The following is a 19,660-nucleotide window of genomic DNA, read 5'->3' as shown; positions in this document are numbered from 1 at the left end:
AAAGTAGCATGCGTAAGATCATTCTCGCGGTGGCCATCTGCGCCACGCTTTCGGGTTGCGGCGCGGCCGGCCGGCTGAAGGCCGTCGGCAAGGCGCCCAAGCTTTCGGAGATCCAGCCGATCGACGCGCCGGAGATCGAGCCGTCGCTCGCCATGCCGGCGGATCGCAGCGGCCGTGTCAGCACCGCCGCCACGGTTGCCCAGCAGCAGCAGAGCGGCAGCGCTTCGCTGTTCCGCACCGGCGCCGGCGCACTGTTCCGCGATCAGCGCGCGAACAAGACCGGCGACATTCTGACGATCAAGATCAAGATCGCCGACAAGGCCGATCTCGGCAACAATACCTCGCGCACCCGCGGCGGCACCGAGACCGGCGGCCTGGGCGGCCTGCTCGGCATCAGCCCGGTGAAGAAGCTGCTCGGCGCCGATGCCTCGGCCGCGCTCGAGACCAATTCGGGCTCGAAATACGCCGGCGGTGGCAGCACCGCGCGCTCGGAGACGATCAACATGACGATGGCCGCCATCGTCACCCAGGTGATGCCCAACGGCAATCTGATGATCCGCGGCCGCCAGGAAGTGCGCGTCAATTTCGAGATGCGCGAGCTGATCGTCACCGGCATCATCCGTCCCGAGGACATTGCCCGCGACAATTCGATCAGCCACTCGCAGATCGCCGAGGCGCGCGTGATCTATGGCGGCAAGGGCCAGCTCACCGACGCGCAGCAGGCGCGCTGGGGCCAGCAGATTTACGACGCGCTCTTCCCCTTCTGAGCCCGTCTCCAGACCAAAGAGGATCGCCTCGCAGCCCGTGCTGCGGGGCGATTTTCTTTTGGAGAAACCCGCAGGAGATCGCCCGCTAAGCGCTTGAAATCGCTGGGCCGATCTGGGGCTCTAAACCTCTTAACGCCTCGCTAACCAACTAAATTCGCGGGGTAATTTGGGTCATCCTATAAGTTTTCCCACAATGGATATGCGGGACATACCGATCATGTTCCCGTCGTGAACCGGCGTCTCCGGTTCGGGTCGCAGAAGCGACCTTTGATCCAAGAAGGATTTTTACAATGGCATTTTCGGTTAACACCAACGTCGGTGCGATGGCGGCTCTCCAGAGCCTCAACGACACGAACAAGGGCCTGTCGCAGGTTCAGAGCCGCATCAACACCGGCCTGAAGGTTGCGTCGACCAAGGACGATTCGGCTTCGTACACGATTGCTCAGGGCCTGCGTGGCGACATGGGCGGCCTCGCAGCCGTTTCTTCGTCGCTGAGCCGCGCCAAGAGCGTGACCGATGTGGCGGTGGCTGGTGCCGAGCAGATCTCGGACGTCGTGAACCAGATGAAGGCAAAGGCCTACCAGGCTGCTGACGCCGGCATCGACACGCCGACCCGTGACGCGCTCAACAGCGACTTCGTTGCGCTGCGCGACCAGATCACCACGATCGTGAACTCGTCTGACTTCAACGGCACCAACCTGCTGAAGGCTTCGGGCGGCGGCACCGTCACTGCTCTGCAGTCGCTCAAGGATTCGAACACCGGTTCGACGACTTGGGATCCGGACTCGCTGAGCGTTGCCAACCAGGGTCTCGACCTTGGCGGCACGACCGTGACGATCGCGGCTTCGGGCAACATTAGCAGCCAGGCCTCGGCTCAGGCGATGATCGACACGATCACCACCACCCAGGCGAACCTGAAGACCACGCTGAGCACGCTGGGCGCTGCCTCGCGCAAGATCGACGCACAGTCGACCTTCACGAGCAAGCTCTCGGACGTGATCGAAGGCGGCATCGGCAACCTCGTCGACGCCGACCTGGCGAAGGAATCTGCAAAGCTGCAGGCCCTTCAGGTCAAGCAGCAGCTGGGCGTGCAGGCTCTGTCGATCGCCAACCAGGCGCCGTCGACCATCACGTCGCTGTTCCGTTAAGGCCAGACTTTTCCCTGGAGTCTATGGCCCTGACGAAAGGGGGTCGGGACGCAAGTCCCGGCCCCTTTTTTTGTTCTCAATCCGTCGGTTTCGGCGGGTTCGCGCGTCTACCTTGGTTGACGCCTCTATAATGATCCTAAGAGGAGAATAGGTCTTGTTTCCCAGGATCAGAGAAATCACCGATGCGTTCGGCGGCCGCCTTCAGGTGAGCGTCGAGGAGCATCCGTCGGGCGCGCTGGTGGTGCTGGAGCGCCCCGACATGACGGACCGGCCCCGGATCATGCTCGACGGCTACGGCGTCGACGTGCTGTCGGGCTATATCATGTCGGCGCGCCTCGCGGTGCCGCATGACCTGCCGGACGAACATATCGACGGCGTCTTCGCCACGCGTTTCCGCCTGGGCCTCGATCCCTGCGCGGCGCTGGCGCTGCATCAGCCGGGCGCATCGACGCTCGATATCCCGGCGCCGTTCTGGGATCGGCTCTATGCGGAATTGTGCCTCGTCGCCGCCCATGCCCGCGAGCTGGGCCGGCGTGCGGAAGCGCGGGTCCATTGACTCCGCAAAACCACATACGGGCTTGCCCGTACTACGCCGAAGGCCGTGTTTGCGGCATCTAGGCTCAAATTCCACACGAACGGGTCAGGGGTGACAAATGGGCGTGAGTGAAATGGCGTTCGGTACAGGGGCTTCCAGTTACAGCGTATCGCTGACCTTGTCGGTCACCGATGCGCGCGCATTGTGGTCGGCAGCTGCCGATCGCGCGCTTGCAGCGCCGGGCATGACGCTCGCCGATGTGCTCGACACGATCGGCCCGCGCGAGGATCCCTCGATCGCCGATTGCATCGCGATGCTCACCGGTCCGGCCGCGATCGCCGGCTGCGCGATCGAGGCGTTCGACATTGTCGAGAATGACCTCGATCTGGTGCCGGGGCAGATCATCCAGCTGGCCAGCCATCCGGTCCTGCGCGCCGCGCACGCCTGATCTTCCAGTCAAGGTAACAAGAAACAGGGTCGTTCGCGGCCCTGTTTTTTTGTGCGCGCTGAAGGGGCGTACGCTGCCTGCGGCCTGCACCCGCTATCCTGTCTCAGAAAGCCTCCAGGCAGCTCCGGGGAGCCCTGGGCGCCACTTGCTTATGGGCGCCTGGCAATGACCGCCTGGCGCTCCCGGATGTCGCGCGCACAAAAAAAGGCGGCCCGGTGGAGGAGAACCGGGCCGCCCAATTTAAGCAGAAAGGAAAACAGGGCGCCTAGGCGCCAGCCGAGAGACGAGCGGGTCGCGAGGGGATTGATACGCCCGCCCGCCTCTCTTCTCTTAATATAGAAGGGAGGAGAGGGGGCCCCAAACCAGGTCCCCTCAGGAATTCCCCTAGTTCAGGCGCCGCTGCCGATGCGGGTGAGCTGGCCGGCGTCGAACTGGTTGCCGTTCACGGTCACCAGGATCTTGCCATTGTCGAGCTGCACGTCGCTCACCGTGCCGATGCTGCGCACGCTGCTGGTCAGCTCGGTGCCCGAGCTGTCGAGCGCCTGGATCGAGAGCGAATATTTGCCCGCGGCCATCTGGCGGCCGCTCGAGGTTTCGCCGTCCCAGCCGAGCGTGCCGGTCGAACCGGTCACGGCGACGGTACGCGTGTCGACGACCTTGCCCGAGGCATCCTTGATCGTCGCGACCACGGTGGTGGCATCGCGCGGGGTGGTCCAGTTCCACTGCGCCGGCACCGCGTCGGTCAGGCCGGCGATGTTCGAATCGGCTTCCACCGCATGGCCGATCAGCGACGATGCCTGGGTCAGGTTCTGCGTGCCGAGCGTCGACAGGATGTCCTTGAGCGTCGAGGTCTGCGACATCGACTGCTCGACCTGCGAATATTGCACCAGCTGCTGGGTGTACTGGGTCGTATCCATCGGGCTCAGCGGGTCCTGGTTCTGCATCTGCGTGGTCAGCAGCTTCAGGAACATCGTGAAATCGGCGTTGAGGCCGGTGCTGTTGGCGGTCGCCGTGCTGTTGGTGGCAGCCGTGTTGGTCGTGTTGTTGACGGTAGTCATCGTGGTTGCTCCTAGGCGAGGAGGTCGACCTGGCCGTCACCGCGGATCTCGCGATAGGCTTCGGTCACATCGGGTTCGTCATTGCCGGCGAAGTGATTGCCGGCGGAATTCTGGCTCTGCTGCTGCTGCCCCTGCGCGCCGCCGCCTTCGCTGCGGCTTTCGAAGCGGAAGCTCTGCGCGTCGGCGCGGATGCCTGCCTGGTCGAGCGCGCGGCCGAGATCGGGCGCATCCTGGCGCAGCATGTCGAGCGCGTGGGCGCTGTCCGCGCGCACCGTGGCACGCAGCGTGCCGGCGTCATCGAAGGAGAGGGTGACCTCCACCTTGCCGAGGTTATCCGGGCTCAGGCGTACGCGGAGGGTATCGTCGCCGGCCTCAACCTTGCGCGCGATCTCCACGCCCATCTGCTGGCCGAGATGGCCGGGCCGTGCCGCGATCACCGGCTCCGCTACGGCGATGGACGCGGTTGCCGGGGTACGGCTGGTCTCGGTCGTGGCGTGGGCCGGTGCGGCATGCGCATCCGGGCGCAGCGTGAAGGCCGGGGCCTGGCCGCGCTCGTCGGAGGCCGCGTTGTCGTTCTTGTCGCCCGCCTTGCCGGCAACCGCCGACACCGCCGCATGCGCCTTCTCGCCGCCGGCCGCGGGCTGAGTGCTGGCTGGCTCGGCGCGGCCGGCCTCGGCCTTGCGCGCGTTACTGCTCACTTCGCCGATCTGACGGGTGGGCGAGGGCTGGGGCTTGACCGCGAGTTCGGGCCGCACCGGCGCCTGCGCCACGGCAGCGGCGACAATCTCGGCCGGCACCGGCTGCGCGTTCGCGCTCACGGCGGGATCGGCGGGGAGTTCCTCGGCAACATCATCGGCAAGGCGCGGGCCGCGCTTCACCGGCGTCGGGGTCTTGGGCTCCTCGAAGGGCTGCTCCACCGGCGCTTCGGCTACCGGAGCCTCCGGCGCCGGATCGGCGAGCAGGTCGAGACCTGCATTGGGCTTGGCATCGGGCGCCGGCTTGGCGGGCTTGCCCTGGACGATCGGCTCGCCCTGCGCCTGCGGCACCATGGCGGGATCCTCGGGAAGCGTCGGCGCGGCGGCAGCGGGATCGGCGACAATCGGCTGCGCATCGGGCTCGGTCACGATCGGCGCGGCCACGGCCGGCGTCACGCCGGCAGGCGTCACGGCTGGGGTTGCCAGCGGCGCGGCTGTAGTGAGCAGCTGCGCCATCGACAGGTTCGGCGTCGCGGCGGGTACCGCGGGCGCGGAAGCATCATTGGCGGCCAGCGGCGGCGTCATGCCCGCGCCAGCCGGCGTGTTCGGCGCGCCGAGCAGCAGCCCGAAGGCCTGGCCCAGGCTGTCGCCGGTTGCGGCGGCGGCGGTGTTGGCGCTGCCTGCGCCGAGAAGACCCGCGAAGCCGAGGTTGTTTATCTGCATTCAGGCGCCTCATGGGCGGGCGTCGAGGCCCGCATTATTCCTTATAGGACGGTCGCGACCAGTCGGGTCAGGACGTCAGCCGATTGTGCCGAGCGCGCGGATGCGGGCGCGGGCGTGGATCTCGTTCTGCGAGAGGACCACCGTCGCCGGGCGCACGCGCTCGATGATCGAGCGGACGAACGGGCGGATCGCCGGGCTGGTCAGCATGCACGGGATCTCGCCGTCTTGCGCCAGCCGGTCATAGGTCTCGCGAACATGCGCGATGAACTTGTGCAGCGAGCTCGGCGCCATCGCGAGCTGGCGGTCGTCGCCCTGACCCAGGATGCTCTCGGCGAACTCCTGGTCCCATTCGGGCGACAGCGTGACCACCGGGATCGCCTCGCCGCGGACCTGCGACGCGCTGATCTGGCGGGCCAGGCGCGAGCGGACATGCTCGGTCATCTGGGTCAGGTTGCTGGTCAGCGGCGCCGCTTCGGCAATGCCCTCCAGGATCGTCGGCACGTCGCGGATCGAGATGCCTTCGCTCAGCAGGTTCTGCAGGATGCGCTGCACGCTCGAGATCGAGACCTTGCTCGGGACGATGTCGGCGACGAGCTTCTCGGAGTCCTTATGGACTTCGGTCAGCAGCTTCTGCGTCTCCGAATAGGAAAGCAGGTCGGCGATGTTTTCCTTTACCAGCTCGGTAAGGTGGGTGGTGATGATCGTGCCGCACTCGACAACGGTCAGGCCGCGGAAGCCCGCCTCGTCGCGCAGCTCGCGATCAATCCACAAAGCGGGGAGGCCGAACACCGGCTCCTTGGTCGGCTCGCCGGGCAGGCCGGCGGGGCCGCCGCCCGGATTGATCATGAGCAGCTTGTCGACCCGGATCTCGCCGCGCGCCGCCTCGGTCTCCTTGATCGTGATGACATATTCGCTGGGCTTGAGGCCCATATTATCGATGATCCGGACCGACGGGAGCACGAAGCCGAAATCGGTCGCCATCTGGCGGCGCAGCGCGCGGACCTGGTCGTCGAGGCGCGGTTCGCGCTGCTCGTCGTTGATCATCGGCAGCAGCGCATAGCCGATCTCGATGCGCACAGCGTCGATCGCCAGCGTCTGCGAGATCGGCTGCTCGACGATCGCCTCGGCAGCGGTCTGCTGTGCGGCGACTGCCTTTTCGAGCGCGGCCTTGGAAGCGGCGTTCTTGCTCATCTTCCAGGCGGCAAAGCCCGATGCGACCGAGAAGATCGCGAAGGGGATGAACGGCAGGCCCGGCATGAGCGCCAGCGCGCCCATCAGGAACGAGACCATGCCGAAGGCCTTGGGGTAGCGGCCTAGCTGGTCGCCCAGCGCGGTGCCGGTCTTGCCCTTCACGCCGCCCTTGGAGACGAGCAGGCCCGCCGCGATCGAGATGATCAGCGCCGGGATCTGGCTGACCAGGCCGTCGCCCGCGGTCAGCACGGTATAGGTGTGGAACGCCTCGCCGATCGGCACGCCGTGCGAGACGACGCCGATGGTCAGGCCGACGACGATGTTGACCGCGGTGATCAGCAGGCCGGCGACCGCGTCGCCCTTCACGAACTTCGAGGCACCGTCCATCGCACCGTAAAAGCCGCTCTCGGCTTCCACTTCGGCACGGCGCTCCTTGGCCTGGTCCTCGTTGATCATGCCGGCGGACAGGTCGGCGTCGATCGCCATCTGCTTGCCGGGCATCGAGTCGAGGCTGAAGCGCGCCGCGACTTCGGCGATGCGCCCGGCGCCCTTGGTGATGACGACGAAGTTGATGACTATCAGGATGATGAAGATGGTCAGGCCGATGATGACCTCGCCGCCCATCAGGAACTCGCCGAACGCGCCGATCACCCCACCGGCGGCGTTGTGCCCCTCATGCCCATGGGTGAGGATCAGGCGGGTGGAGGCAAGGTTCAGGCCGAGCCGCAGCATCGTCGCGACGAGCAGGATCGTCGGGAAGGCGCTCAGCTCGAGCGGCTTCTCGATGAACAGCGACGTCATCAGGATCATCACCGAGACGGTGATCGACAGCGCCAGGCCGAGATCGAGCAGCCAGCCTGGGATCGGCAGGATCAGCATCGCGATGATCGCGACCACGCCGCCCGCGAGCGCGATGTCGCGGTTGAGGCCGAACTTGTTCAGGAAGTTGAGGATCGCGGGAGGCATCAGGGGCGAGCTTTCCAAACGGCCTTGGCAGGTGCCGGGTCCGACTGACGGAGCGTGAAACGGTGGCAGAGCGCCGCGTGCGGCATGCTCTCAGGCAGCTCCGCCTCGCTCTGCGGCAGGCGCAGGCGCTGCAGCGCAAAGAGCGGACGCGGGCTCATGCGGCGGGCGGCACGGCGATGCCGCCCTCGATGAAGGTGCGCAGCTTGTTGCGCATCGTGCGCACCGAGATGCCCAGGATGCTCGAAGCCGAAGTGCGGTTGCCGTGGCAGCGCTCCAGCGTGCCGAGGATCAGCTCGCGCTCCACCTCTTCCACCGTGCGCCCGATCAGGCTGTTCACTTCGATCCGCCCGTCGGCCGTCGGCAGCTGCACCAGCGCCTCGAGCGGCGAACCGTCCGAACGGGTCAGGTCCTCGGCCTCGATCTTCGCGCCATGCGCTAGCAGCGTGGCGCGGTGGATGCATTCCTTCAGCTCGCGGATATTGCCCGGCCAGCCATAGGCGCGCAGCACTGCGATGGCGTCGTCGGCGAGCGGGCGGGCGGGAAGCCCATCCGCCTGGGCGAACTGCGCGATGAACAGATGCGCGAGCGCAGCGATGTCGTCGCCATGCTCGGCGAGCGGCGGCACCTCGATGCGCGCGAGGCTCAGGCGCACCAGCAGGTCCTCGCGGAAGCTGCCGGCTTCCACTGCCAGCTCCAGGTCCATGCTGGTCGACGCGATCAGCCGCGCCTCGAACGCCACGCTCTCGTCGCCACCGAGGCGCTTGAAGCGCTTCTCGATCAGCGCGGCGAGCAGCCGTGCCTGGGTCGCGGGGGCAAGCGCACCCACTTCGCGCAGGAAGATCGTGCCGCCACGGGCGCTTTCCAGCCGCCCGACGCGGCGCGCGGCAGCGCCCGGAAAGGCGCCGGCCTCGTGCCCGAACAGTTCCGATTCAAGGACGTCCGCGCCAACGCCGGCGCATTCGACCGAGACGATCGGATCCGGCCGGCCCGAGAGCCGGTGGATCTCACGCGCCATCATTTCCTTGCCGGTCCCCTTGCCGCCGGTGACGAGCACCGGGGCGCCGCTCGGCGCCACTGCGGCGGCCAGCGCCATGGCGCGGTCGAGCACAGGGTTGCCGCCGATGCGCACCTGCGACTGGCGCTCGACCACCGAAGCGATGGCCGCCGCGATCAGCTCGCGCTGCGGGGGCAGGGGCACATAGTCCCGCGCGCCGGCACGGATCGCCGCCACCGCGCGCTCGGCCGGGGCGGAAATGCCGCAGGCGAGCACGGGGACGACGAAACGCTCGCTGCGCAGGTCACCAAGGAAACCCGCCACGTCTTCGAGCACGTCGATCATCACCAGGTCGGCGCCGTGCGCGCGCAGTGTCTCCAGCGCGGCGCCCGGCGTATCGGCCATGGTGACCTCCGCGCCTGCGCTCTGCGCCAGCTCCGCCGCGCGGCGGAACTCGCTGCCCGGGGCGCCGATCAAGAGCATCCGGATGGGGCCCATGATCAATGCTCGGCCCGCACGATCTCGGTGAGCGTTACGCCCAGCGCATTGTCGATCAGGACGACTTCGCCACGGGCGATCAGCCGGTCGTTGACGAAGATGTCCACCGGCTCGCCGACGCGGCGGTCGAGCTCGACCACGGTGCCCGAGCCGAGCTGGAGCAGCTCGCCGATCGGCATGCGGGCACGGCCCAGCACTGCCTGGACCTTCACCGGCACGTCGTGCACAGCTTCCAGGCCTTCGGAGCCGCCATGCAGCGTGTCATGGCCGGTATGGAGGTCGAAATCCTCGAACACGGGCGCGGGCTGGTCGGCCGCGGTGTCGGTCGGGATGATGTCGTGCGGTTCGATGTCCATGGTCATGGTCCTATGCGTTCATCCACTGGCGGATCACCGAGGCCGCCTCGGGCGGGCTCGCGGAGATCGCATCCCCGATGCGCTTGAGCGCGGAGAGCTTGATGCGGCCGTCGACCTGGGCGAGCGCGATCTCCTGATCGAGCTGCGGCACGTCGGGCGTCATGTTTTCGAGCTGGGCCATCGCCTCCACGTCGCCGTCCGCGGCGCGCTCGGCGAGCGCGAGCATCTCGGGCGAATGGGCGGGGGCGAGCTGCGCCGGCGCCTCGGCCATCGCCTCGACGGGCGAGGGCTTGGGCTTGAGCATGCGGAGCGCCACCAGGCCGACCACGCCGATCACCACCAGCTGGAGCAGGCCCCAGATCCGGTCCATCGGCAGCGACGACAGGAAGGTCGTCGTGGCGTCGGCCGGCGCGTCACCGGTGTTGAACTTCATGCTCTCGACGACGACGCTGTCGCCGCGCTGGGTGTCGGCGCCGACGGCGTTCTCGACAAGGCGCTGGAGGCGGTCGATCTGCGGCTGGGCCAGGCCCTTGTCGCCGCCATCGACCATCACTGCGACGCTCAGGCGCGTCACCTTGCCCGGCGTGCGGATCGTGACGGTCTTGGTCGAGCTGTTGTCGTAGGTCGTGTCTTCCGACGTCTGGTTGCTGCCCGACTGGCGCGAAGTGCCCGGGGCGTTGTTCGCACCCATCTGGGCAGCGGGCAGCTGGTTGCCGACCGAGGCAGTCTGCGCACCGGGATCGGTCTCGCGGTTCTGCTCGCCGGTTTCCACGCTCACCTGGCGCGAAATCACCTGCTTGTCGGGATCGAAGACGTTCGATTCTTCGCGTGCCTGGTCGCGGTCGATCTGCGCCGAGACTTCGGCGCGGACCTTGCCCTGGCCGACGATCGGCTCGAGCAGCGATTCAATCTCGTCGCGCAGCTTGCCTTCGACTGCCTGCTGGCGCTCGTCGGCGTCGCCGGCGCTGGCCGTGCTGGGGTCGCCGGCCCGGGCGAGCAGCGCGCCGGTCTGGTCGACGACCGAGACCGAGTCAGGCGAAAGCTCCGGGACCGAGGAGGAGACGAGGTAGCGGATCGAGGCGACGGTCTCGCTCGGGATGCGGCCGCGCGTCTTCACGGTCACCGCGGCGGTGGCCTTGCGGCTCTCCTCGGCGAACATGGCGCGTTCCGGCATCACGATGTGGACGCGGGCGCCCGTGACGTTCTGGATGGTCTGGATCGACTTGGCGAGCTCGCCTTCGATGGCGCGCGTCTCGTTCATCTTGGCGCGGCTGGCGGAGACGCCGAAGGGCTGCTCCTCGTCGAGCACCTCATAACCGATCTTGCCGCCCAGCTTCTCGCCGGCCAGACTCATGCGGAGTTCCGCGAGCTTGTCCTGCGGCGCCATGACCGAGGTGCCGTCTGCCGAGAGCTGAAACTCGACATTCTGCGCCTTGAGCTTCTCGGTGATCGCCGCCGCGGCCGAAGGGTCGAGGTCGGTGTAGAGGAACCCCATGGTGGAGTTCGAGCCACGCGTGGCGACGAAGGCGAGAGCCGCGAGCAGCGCAAGCGCCACGCCTCCCATCAACATCAGCCGCTTGGGGCCGATCTGGCCCACCAGGTTTTTGATCGCTTCCAATGTCGCCCCGTTCGATGGAACTGGCGGGGCGAGGATGCCCCTTGCGATCATTATAGAGGGGTGGGGAGGGCGGCAGTTTTTGCCGGGGGAAATTTTTGCCTAGTGCGTTGCCGGAGCACGCTTTCCCCTGAATCGTCATCCCCGCGAAGGCGGGATCCAGAGCCAAGCAGCGTGTCGCTTGGTACCCTGGATCCCCGCCTTCGCGGGGATGACGGATATTCGGTTGGGAGCTCAGGCCGCCTTCAGCAGCGTCTCCAGCTCGTCGACCACGGCCTTGCGGCGCGCTTCGGCGTCGAGCGCCAGTCCGCCTTCTTCCCAGCCGATCCGCGCATCGCCGACGGCGATGGTATCGTCGGGGACGACGGTGAGGTTGAGCTTGCGGCGGTCACGCGACTGACGGTCGGCGAGGCGCGCCTCGATATCCTCGATCAGGTCTGGGTTCACCCGCACCTGCAGCTCGGTGCCGCGCGCGACCTGGCCGAGCACGCGCCCAATCGCCTCGTCGATCGCGACGCCCGGCGCCACTTCGAGCGCGCGGCCGGCGATCAGCTCGGCGGCGGCAAGCGCGACTTCGGTCGCCTCGCCGGTCACCCGCTCGGAAACCTGGCCGAACTGCGCGTCGATGCCTTCAATGCCCGCCTGCAGCGCGTCGACCGCGCTCAGCAGCGCGACTTCCCGCTCGGAGCGCGCCTGGGCAAGCCCGGTCTCATAGCCCTGCGCCCGGGCCAGCGCGAGCGCCGACTCCTGCTCGTTGCGCAGCAGCGCCAGCTCGGCGCGCAGTGCGGCGACTTCGAGCGAGGCATCCACGCCCATCGGCGCGCCGCGTGTCGGCGGCACCTGGAAGACGCGGTCGAAGCCGAAGCGCTCGACATGGGCGTGCATGCTCATTCGCCGTGCTCCTTAAATGATCATCGCGTCGTCGGACTTGGGGTCGACGAGCAGGATCTCGCCGCGGTCCGCCAGGTCCTTCGCCAAACGCACCAGCGCCGACTGTGCCTCTTCGCAATCGCGCGCACGCACCGGGCCCATGCCCGCCATGTCCTCGCGCAGCAGCTTGGCGGCGCGCTCGGTCATCGCCCCGAAGAACAGGCTCTTCAGGCTCTCCGGCGCACCCTTCAGCGCCAGCGCCATCTGGCGCTTGTCGGCGCTGCGGACGATCGCGGCGATCGCGGTCGGCAGCAGATTGCCCAGATCCTCGAAGGTGAACATCAGCGCGCGGATCCGCTCGGCGCTTTCCGGCGCCTTGTTGTCGAGCGCGTTGAGCATCGCTTCCTCGGTCGAGCGGTCGAGCGAGTTGAACAGCTCGGCCATCGCCTCGTGCGGATCGCGCTTCTGCGAGCGCGACAAATTGGTCATGAACTCGGCCTTGAGCGTCTGCTCGACCTGGTTGATCACGTCCTTCTGCACCGTCTCCATGCGCAGCATGCGCATCACCACGTCGACCGAGAAGTCGCGCGGCAGTTCGGCGATCACGCGCGCCGAATGGTCGGGGCGCAGCTTGGAGAGGATCACCGCCACGGTCTGCGGATATTCGTGCTTCAGCGCGCCGGCGAGCACGGTCTCGCTGACGTTGGACAGCTTGTCCCACATCGTACGGCCCGAAGGACCACGGATGTCCTCCATGATCTCCTTGACCTTGTCGCTCGGCAGGATGCCGGCGAGCAGGCGCTCGGTGGTCTCGTAGCTGCCGTGCATCGACGACATCGACGCGATTTCGCCGGTGAACTGGACGAGCAGATGCTCGACCACCTGCGCGGGCACGCGGCCCAGGCCGGCGATGGTCGAGGACAGTTCCTTCACTTCGTCGGTGGAAAGCTGTTCCCAGATCGGGCCGCCATGTTCCTTGCCCAGCGCAAGCATCAGGGCAGCAGCCCGCTGCGAGCCGTTGAAGCGCTTGAGTTCGGGCGGTTCGGCAATCGGCGCCATTAAGGTCATTTTTTTCGTTTCCCTCGCGAAAAAATTGCGCCCGCACACGAGGGTGGGGGCGGCTTTCCCTCTATTATAGGAACACGGAAAGCAGGTGCGGATCGCTATGACGAATTTATCGGGCAGTCTGATCGGGTTAAGTATTCTGACGGGGTCGAGTTCGACGATGACCTCGGCGGTCTCGGCGATCGCCTATGACAGCAAGGCCGTTCGCACCGCCAAGGCGGCGTTCACCACCGCGGCCACGGTCGCGCCGTGGAAGAGCGGCGACCCGCTGCCGGTCAATTCCAGCCAGGTCGCCTCGATCACCGCGCTGCGCACGATCATCGACAAGTCGGTCACCGATGCGAACGGCACTTATCTGCCCGCCGATATCCAGACGAGCTTCACCACCTACAAGGCGCTCGACAAGCTGCGCGTGCTCGCCGAGACGGCGGCAGACAAGACCACGTCGGATGCCCAGCGCGCCACACTCCAGAAGACCTTCCTCAAGGGCCTGAGCGATCTTCAGTCCTACATGTCCACGGCGCCGTCGGACCTCGTCCGCCTCGCTTATGGCAAGCCGTCCTCCTCGGCCACGTCGAGCAAGCTTGTCGCCACCGATGTCTACGAGACCGAGGGCAAGGGCCTGGTCAAGACGCGCGCTGATGCGATCCCCGGTCTCACCGGCACCGAGCAATTCTCGGTCACGCTGAGCAAGCCCGGCGTTTCCGCGCAGACGGTCTCGGTCGATCTGTCGCAGGGCACGCAGCCGCCCACGCTCGATTCCGTCGCCGCGCAGCTCAACGCCGCGATCGCCTCGATCCCCAATCTCAAGACCGATGGCACGCCGCAGCTCGATACCAACGGCAATGTCGTGCCGCGCTGGAAGTCGACCTTCAAGGTCGTCAACGAGGGCGGGAAATGGGGCTTCACCCTGTCGAACCCGACGGGCATCGAACAGGTCACGCTCGACCAGACCAACGCCAAGGATGCGCTGGTCGTCGCCACCGGCCAGACCGCGCTGGATTCACCCAGCTCGACCCAGCTCTTCCGCCTCGATGATCCCACCGGCGCCAACAACCGCGTCTCGATGGGGACGATCCAGGCGCTCGACCGGATCGCCACCGCACAGAACGTGCTGGCCGGCAAGACCACCACGGTCACCACCACTTCGACCGATCTCGACGGCAAGGTCACCACCAACAAGACCAGTACGAGCAACGTCTACGCCAACACCGACGCCGCCTCGGTCGTCACCGATGCGCAGGGCAACAGCTACGTCGTCGGCACGACCAAGGGCGACCTTGGCGTCAATTTGTCGGACGGGGACAACAACCTGTTCCTCACCAAGGTGGACGGCGCGGGCAATGTCGTGTGGCAGCGCAGCCTGGGCGCCACCGGTTCCTCTACCGGCGCGGCGGTCAGCCTTGCACCCGATGGCAGCATCGTCGTCGCGGGCACCGTCACCGGCAGCTTTGGCGGCGCCTCCACCGATGGCGACATGGTCGTCGCGAAATATGCGGCGAACGGCGACGAGAAATTCTCCACCGTCGTCCGTTCGATCAGCGTCACGCCCGATGTCGCCAAGTCGGTGGCAGTCGGCAATGACGGTTCGATCTATGTCGGCGGCCGGATCGGCGCCGGCAATGACGGCTTCATCGCCCGTATCGACGGCACCACCGGCAAGCTCGCCGAGCGCGCCACGGTAGCGGGCGCCGGCGTCGACAGCGTCAATGCGCTCGCGGTCGACAATGACGGCAACGTCCTCGCGCTGGTCTCGCATGACGGCAATGCTCAGCTGCAGAAGCTCCAGGGTAATTCGCTTGCCACGTCGCTCGGCAGCATCAGCCTCGGCACTGCGGACGCCCGCGTGATCGCCGTCGCCGATGACGGCACGATTGCAGTCGGCGGCGCCACCTCGGCGGCGATTTCGGGTGCTCAGGTCAATACGACCAGCGGCGCGCGCGACGGCTTCGTCACGCGCATCGATGCGAACCTGTCGAGTGCCAGCACCACCTATGTCGGCTCCGACAAGGACGACCAGATCGACAGCATCGCCTTCATGGGCGACGAGCTCTATGTCGGCGGCCGCACCACGGGCGACCTCGCGGCCCCGCGCCGCGGCTCGACCGACGGCTTCGTCTCGCGGCTCGATGCCGCCACCGGCGCGATCGAGAACACCACGCAGTTCGGCCAGTCGCTCCAGCGCACCGAGCCGGTCCGCATCTCGGCCGATACCGGCGGCGCCAGCGCGGTCTCCGCGCTCGGCTTCGGCCGCGGCACGATCAACGCCGTCGCCTCGAACAAGGTCACGACGCAGACCGCGCTGAAGGCGGGCGACTATTTCTCGTTCAAGGCCGATGACGGCAGCACGCGCAAGCTCACCATTCTTGCAGACGATACGCTTCAGTCGATCGCCACCCGGATGCAGGGCATGCTCGGCGCGTCCAAGGCCACTGTCACCGCCACGGCGGTCGACGGCGTCCAGCAGCTGCGCATCACGATGAAGTCGGGCCACAAGCTCGATCTCCTCGCCGGCACCGGCGAGAATGATGCGCTGGCCAAGCTCGGCATGGCGCCGCAGCGGATCTCCAGCCCCGCGCCGGTCTCGAGCAACGCGCCCAAGGTCCGCCCGGGCGGCAATTACGGCCTCGACCTGGGCGAGGGGCTCAGCCTGCTCACTGCGGACGGCGCCAAGGCTTCGCTCTCCAAGATCAAGGACGCGATCTCGATGTCGCAGACTGCCTATCGCTCGCTCTATTGGGACGATGGCAAGACCAACCTGATCAACGGCAGCAAGACCAACTCGGCGACCGGCACCGAAAGCACGACGATCGTCAACGCGCAGCTCGCCAACTACCAGGCGGCGCTCGATCGCCTCAACAGCTCCACCCCCAGCAGCTACGGGTTCTGACCATGGACATGCCCCCGATCCTTTCCGGCATCCGCCGCCAGATGGAGACGCTCTCCGATCGGCAGCGCGTCATCTCGCAGAACATCGCCAACAGCGAGACGCCCGGCTTCAAGGCGCGCACCGTTGAGGACGCCGATTTCTCGGATCTCGTCGGCAGCAGCGCCGGCATTTCGATCGCCCGGCCGCAGGTCCAGCTGACCGCCGGCATGAAGGGCCTGGGCGCGATCCAGCCGGCCGGCGCCGGCATCGTGCTCGACAAGGACATCAGCGAGACCAAGCCCGACGGCAACAACGTCACGCTCGAAGACCAGCTGCTCAAGCTCGGGCAGACCCAGGCCGATTTCACCGCGATGACCAACCTCTACCGCAAGCAGCTCAACATGCTGAAAACCGCTGTGGGGAAGGGTGGCTAAGCCTCTCGCTTCACGCTGGAAAACGAAAAGGCCCGCGAGCGATCGCGGGCCTTTTCGTGTCCTTCATTCCAGCTCTCTATTCCGTCATCCCGGCCTTGTGCCGGGATCCACTGCGCGGCACGTGCTGCGCTATCGCCTCGTGTCCGAAGCCAGCCTCCCGGTGGGGCCCGCACAAGGTCGGGGTGACGGTCGCGGAATGCGTCGCATGCTTGCAATGTAGGATTTCGTCTGATGTGGTCGAGCGGCCGGACTCATCGCCCGACCGCTCTTTGACCCGTAGGAAATGTAGGACGCGTGCCCGTCAGTGCCCGCGCAACAAAGCTGCAAAAGCGCTCACCCGGCGGAAGCCATAGGTGTCAGGACTTTTGTGACTTTCCGCGTCGCGGTCGGCCATGTGCTGTAGGACGACGTCCAAGCCGCACTTGGCGTGTACTTCGCGTACTTTGGCGCCGCTTACAGTCGCTGGTTCAGCGAGATCGGCGCCGGGGCGTCCATCCCCGCCAGGCCGCCGCATGCGGCATAGGTGGTGCTGCGGCTGCCGGTCAGGCGCTGCGCCTCGGCGGCGATCGCGCCCATCATGTCGGCCGAAAGCTCGATCTGACGCTTGAGGATGTCGGCATTGACCGTCGAGGCATCGCGCAGGCAGCGGCTGGCTTCGGCGAGCGCTTCGCGGGCCTCGGGATCGAGCTTTTCGGCCCAGTCGTCGGGCGCCTCGCGCTTCATCCGCGCCACTTCGGCCTCGATCCGGCCGGTGAGGCGCAGCTTGACTGCTGCCATTTCGGGAAGCTCGGGGAAGAACGGCACGCGGGCGAGCTTCTCGCTCTCCTCTTCCATGATCTGCGTGAGGGACACCATCGCGTCGATGAGCTGCGCGGTCATAGTTACTTGTTACCCTGCTGAAGCTTGATGATCTGGTCGAGCACCATCGGCGCCAGGCCGATGCCGCCGCGGTCGGCGATCGAATTGCCGAGCTTTTCCGCGAGGATCCCGCGGAACATGTCCTCGCCATTGCCCCCGTTGAAGTTCTCGCCCTGGTCGACGGTCGACATCATCATCGAGGTCATCTGGCCGAGGAACACTGCCTCGAAATTCTTCGCGGTCGCCTTGTTCTTGGCGTCCATCTTCGGATTGACGGCGGGCGCCTGGACCTGCGGCCCGGTGGGGGAAGTCACGTCGCGCATCACTGTACCTCAATGTCTGCCTGGAGGGCGCCGGCGCTCTTGATCGCCTGAAGGATGGTGATCAGGTCACGCGGCGAGACGCCCAGCGTGTTGAGCCCGCTCACCAGCGTCTGCAGGCTCGCGCCGTCGACCATCGCCAGGCTGGCGCCGTTGCCGTCATTGACCTGCACATTGGTGCGCGGCACCACCGTGGTCTGGCCGTTGGAGAGCGGCGCGGGCTGCGAGACCTGCGGGCTTTCGGTGACGGTGATGGTCAGGCCGCCCTGGGCGATCGCCACGGGCGTGACCCGCACATCGGCGTTCATCACCACGGTGCCCGAGGCTTCGTTGATCACGACGCGCGCCGGCTGGTCGACCTTGATCGAGAGCTCGCCGATGCGCGTGACCAGGTCGATCACGTTGCCGACGAAATTCTGCCCCGGGGTCAGCTGCACGGTCGCGGGATCGAGCACGGTGGCGCTGCCCGGGTATTTGGCGTTGATCGCCGCGGCGATGCGGTCGGCCGTGGCGAAGTCGGGGTTCTTGAGCGCGAGCTTCAGGCTCGTCGCCGAAAGCAGCGAATAGGGGACCTCGCGCTCGATGATCGCACCGCCGGCGATGCGCGCCGAAGTGGTCACACCGCGGCTCACGCTGGCGGCGGCACCCTGGCCCTTGAAGCCGGAGACGGCGACATTGCCCTGGGCGACCGCATAGATCTCGCCGTCCAGGCCACGCAGCGACGAGACGATCAGCGTCCCGCCCTGCAGGCTCGAAGCGTCGCCCAGCGCCGAGACCTGGACGTCGATCCGCGAGCCGTTGCGCGCGAACGGGCCCATCGTCGCGGTGATCGAGACGGCAGCAACGTTCTGCGTCTTCATCTCGGTACCGCGGATGTTGACGCCCATGCGTTCGAGCATGGCCTGCATCGATTCCTCGGTGAACGGTGTGTTGCGCAGGCGGTCGCCCGTGCCGGCGAGGCCGACGACGAGGCCATAGCCCACGAGCTGGTTGTCGCGCACGTTCTCGACGTTCACGACATCCTTGATGCGCGTCTGGGCCATAGCGGCCGGGGCGGCGACGCCCAGGCTCAGGAGCAGGGCGATCAGGGGAGCGGCAAAGCGCAGCATAAACCCTCTGGAAGTGGAAAATTTCCGATATTTCTCTTATAGGATAGAGGTAGGCAAAAAGTGCCTGAGGATAAGAATTCGTGCGGATCGAGAACCTGCAAGCGCCTCTGCTGCGTAGCCTGATGGCCGCGCTGCCCAAGGTCGCGTCCAGCTTCTCGGTGGCCGAGGGCGAAGCCCCGGCCGCACGTGCGCCGCATCCGGGTACCAATGCCGCGCAGCCGCTCAATCCCTCGGTCGCGATGCTCGTCACGCTCGCCGCCGCCGATCCCGCGATCGAGCGCCGCCGCAAGCAGTCGATCGACGCGCAGCGCGGCATCGACCAGCTCGACAGCCTGCACCGCGAGCTCGTCGCCGGCGTGGTCAGCCCCGCGCGGCTCGAGGCGATCGTCGAATGGTCGGAGAGCTTCGAGGCGTCGGACGACCCCACGCTCGCCGCCATCCTGGCCGATATCGACGTGCGTGTCCGAGTCGAGCTCGCCAAGCTGGATATGCAGGCCTGATCAGGGGCTTGGATTTCCGCTACGGCATCTGCGGCTTTTCAGTTTCAAAAACGAACGTAATTGCATACCGGTTCTTTGGAACCTAGGGAGGCGATACCGGTTTCGCGTTCGAAAGACGCGAGCATCGGCCCCGCCATGACCCGCCGGCAGAGCGCGGCATGGAGACCCCTCGAGGAGAGTATGCGTATGTTGGCTTTGCTGATGGCACTGGCTTTCGCCGCCCCGGCACCCCAATCTTCTGACACCGTGGTGGGCCGGTGGAAGACCCCTGTGAAGAACGGCATCGTCGAGATCGCGCGCTGCGGCACGTCGATCTGCGGCAAGGTGGTCACTTCGGACGGCCTGCGCGCCAATCCGAACCTCAACGATGCGAACAACAGCAACACGGCGTTGCGCAGCCGCAAGATTGCCGGCCTACAGATCCTGTCGGGCTTCAGCTGGCAGAGCGGTGGCTGGTATGGCGGCAAGATCTACAATGCCGAGGACGGCAAGACGTACAGCGCCGAGATCACCATGTCGGGCAACGACAAGCTCAACCTGCGCGGCTGCGTGTTCAAGCCGTTCTGCCGCACCCAGATCTGGACGCGCGTCCGCTAAGCCCACGCGCGCCTCTCAATACCCCCCGTTTCAGTACCGCGTAC

At 66.7% G+C, this 19,660-nt stretch carries 20 protein-coding genes; 8 read left to right on the top strand and 12 right to left on the bottom strand.

What is annotated here, in order from left to right; all coding sequences use genetic code 11:
• Window positions 1-8 precede the first annotated feature (8 nt).
• The 4 genes from flgH to HZY97_RS15225 all read left to right on the top strand — a co-directional run bounded on the left by flgH (window position 9) and on the right by HZY97_RS15225 (window position 2,898).
• Window positions 9-767: a flagellar basal body L-ring protein FlgH gene (flgH, locus tag HZY97_RS15240; RefSeq protein ID WP_180145490.1), complete on the top strand. Its 759-nt coding sequence runs from the start codon at window positions 9-11 to the stop codon at window positions 765-767.
• A gap of 290 nt (window positions 768-1,057) precedes the next feature.
• Window positions 1,058-1,915, top strand: a complete 858-nt coding sequence (locus tag HZY97_RS15235; protein ID WP_180145488.1) for a flagellin — start codon at window positions 1,058-1,060, stop codon at window positions 1,913-1,915.
• A gap of 154 nt (window positions 1,916-2,069) precedes the next feature.
• The gene (locus tag HZY97_RS15230) at window positions 2,070-2,471 is read left to right on the top strand and encodes a hypothetical protein (protein WP_180145486.1); all 402 of its coding nucleotides are present in this window, start codon (window positions 2,070-2,072) and stop codon (window positions 2,469-2,471) included.
• A 97-nt stretch (window positions 2,472-2,568) separates the two neighbouring features.
• On the top strand, window positions 2,569-2,898 hold the full coding sequence (locus tag HZY97_RS15225; RefSeq protein WP_180145483.1) for a hypothetical protein: 330 nt from the start codon (window positions 2,569-2,571) through the stop codon (window positions 2,896-2,898).
• 389 nt (window positions 2,899-3,287) lie between these two features.
• Here HZY97_RS15225 and HZY97_RS15220 read toward each other — a convergent pair whose 3' ends face one another.
• The 9 genes from HZY97_RS15220 to HZY97_RS15180 form a co-directional block, all read right to left on the bottom strand.
• Entirely contained in the window at window positions 3,288-3,956 is a 669-nt protein-coding gene (locus HZY97_RS15220) for a flagellar hook assembly protein FlgD (protein ID WP_180145480.1), read from the bottom strand.
• An 11-nt stretch (window positions 3,957-3,967) separates the two neighbouring features.
• Complete coding sequence (locus HZY97_RS15215; protein ID WP_180145477.1) at window positions 3,968-5,374, bottom strand: flagellar hook-length control protein FliK; 1,407 nt, start codon at window positions 5,372-5,374, stop codon at window positions 3,968-3,970.
• Window positions 5,375-5,449: 75 nt separating this feature from the next.
• Window positions 5,450-7,531 carry a flagellar biosynthesis protein FlhA gene (flhA, locus tag HZY97_RS15210; protein WP_180145474.1) on the bottom strand — a complete coding sequence of 694 codons (2,082 nt, stop codon included), beginning with the start codon at window positions 7,529-7,531 and terminating at the stop codon, window positions 5,450-5,452.
• Complete coding sequence (locus HZY97_RS15205; RefSeq protein ID WP_180145471.1) at window positions 7,531-7,689, bottom strand: hypothetical protein; 159 nt, start codon at window positions 7,687-7,689, stop codon at window positions 7,531-7,533. The genes flhA and HZY97_RS15205 overlap by 1 nt, the downstream gene beginning before the upstream one ends.
• Window positions 7,686-9,008 carry a sigma-54 dependent transcriptional regulator gene (locus HZY97_RS15200; RefSeq protein WP_180145468.1) on the bottom strand — a complete coding sequence of 441 codons (1,323 nt, stop codon included), beginning with the start codon at window positions 9,006-9,008 and terminating at the stop codon, window positions 7,686-7,688. Before HZY97_RS15200 ends, HZY97_RS15205 begins: the two co-directional genes overlap by 4 nt.
• Before the next feature lie 17 nt (window positions 9,009-9,025).
• Window positions 9,026-9,379: a flagellar motor switch protein FliN gene (fliN, locus tag HZY97_RS15195; protein WP_180145465.1), complete on the bottom strand. Its 354-nt coding sequence runs from the start codon at window positions 9,377-9,379 to the stop codon at window positions 9,026-9,028.
• Window positions 9,380-9,389: 10 nt separating this feature from the next.
• The gene (gene fliF / locus HZY97_RS15190; protein ID WP_180145462.1) at window positions 9,390-10,997 is read right to left on the bottom strand and encodes a flagellar basal-body MS-ring/collar protein FliF; all 1,608 of its coding nucleotides are present in this window, start codon (window positions 10,995-10,997) and stop codon (window positions 9,390-9,392) included.
• A gap of 231 nt (window positions 10,998-11,228) precedes the next feature.
• Window positions 11,229-11,885, bottom strand: a complete 657-nt coding sequence (locus HZY97_RS15185; protein ID WP_257215095.1) for a FliH/SctL family protein — start codon at window positions 11,883-11,885, stop codon at window positions 11,229-11,231.
• A 12-nt stretch (window positions 11,886-11,897) separates the two neighbouring features.
• Window positions 11,898-12,932 (bottom strand): flagellar motor switch protein FliG, encoded by a 1,035-nt coding sequence (locus HZY97_RS15180; protein WP_180145459.1) that lies wholly within the window; start codon window positions 12,930-12,932, stop codon window positions 11,898-11,900.
• 157 nt (window positions 12,933-13,089) lie between these two features.
• Between HZY97_RS15180 and HZY97_RS15175 the strand changes: the two genes are divergently transcribed.
• Together HZY97_RS15175 and HZY97_RS15170 are read left to right on the top strand one after the other, a co-directional pair.
• Entirely contained in the window at window positions 13,090-15,819 is a 2,730-nt protein-coding gene (locus tag HZY97_RS15175; RefSeq protein WP_257215094.1) for a hypothetical protein, read from the top strand.
• 2 nt (window positions 15,820-15,821) lie between these two features.
• Window positions 15,822-16,232: a flagellar basal body protein gene (locus HZY97_RS15170; RefSeq protein WP_180145454.1), complete on the top strand. Its 411-nt coding sequence runs from the start codon at window positions 15,822-15,824 to the stop codon at window positions 16,230-16,232.
• Between the two features lie 453 nt (window positions 16,233-16,685).
• Here the strand turns inward: HZY97_RS15170 and HZY97_RS15165 are convergent, their stop codons facing one another.
• Genes HZY97_RS15165 through HZY97_RS15155 form a run of 3 tightly spaced genes read right to left on the bottom strand, consistent with a single transcriptional unit; the run spans window position 16,686 to window position 18,519 of the window.
• Entirely contained in the window at window positions 16,686-17,111 is a 426-nt protein-coding gene (locus tag HZY97_RS15165; RefSeq protein ID WP_180145451.1) for a flagellar protein FlgN, read from the bottom strand.
• Window positions 17,112-17,113: 2 nt separating this feature from the next.
• Window positions 17,114-17,413, bottom strand: a complete 300-nt coding sequence (locus HZY97_RS15160) for a rod-binding protein (protein WP_180145448.1) — start codon at window positions 17,411-17,413, stop codon at window positions 17,114-17,116.
• On the bottom strand, window positions 17,413-18,519 hold the full coding sequence (locus HZY97_RS15155; RefSeq protein ID WP_180145445.1) for a flagellar basal body P-ring protein FlgI: 1,107 nt from the start codon (window positions 18,517-18,519) through the stop codon (window positions 17,413-17,415). Before HZY97_RS15155 ends, HZY97_RS15160 begins: the two co-directional genes overlap by 1 nt.
• A gap of 80 nt (window positions 18,520-18,599) precedes the next feature.
• Between HZY97_RS15155 and HZY97_RS15150 the strand changes: the two genes are divergently transcribed.
• Entirely contained in the window at window positions 18,600-19,019 is a 420-nt protein-coding gene (locus tag HZY97_RS15150) for a flagellar assembly protein FliX (RefSeq protein WP_180145442.1), read from the top strand.
• Window positions 19,020-19,205: 186 nt separating this feature from the next.
• On the top strand, window positions 19,206-19,616 hold the full coding sequence (locus HZY97_RS15145) for a DUF2147 domain-containing protein (RefSeq protein ID WP_180145960.1): 411 nt from the start codon (window positions 19,206-19,208) through the stop codon (window positions 19,614-19,616).
• Window positions 19,617-19,660: the final 44 nt, after the last annotated feature.

The sequence above is a fragment of the Sphingomonas sp. R-74633 genome (assembly GCF_013416555.1).
In the GTDB taxonomy this organism is placed as follows: domain Bacteria; phylum Pseudomonadota; class Alphaproteobacteria; order Sphingomonadales; family Sphingomonadaceae; genus Sphingomonas.
This window is presented reverse-complemented; position numbering and strand designations above follow the sequence as displayed.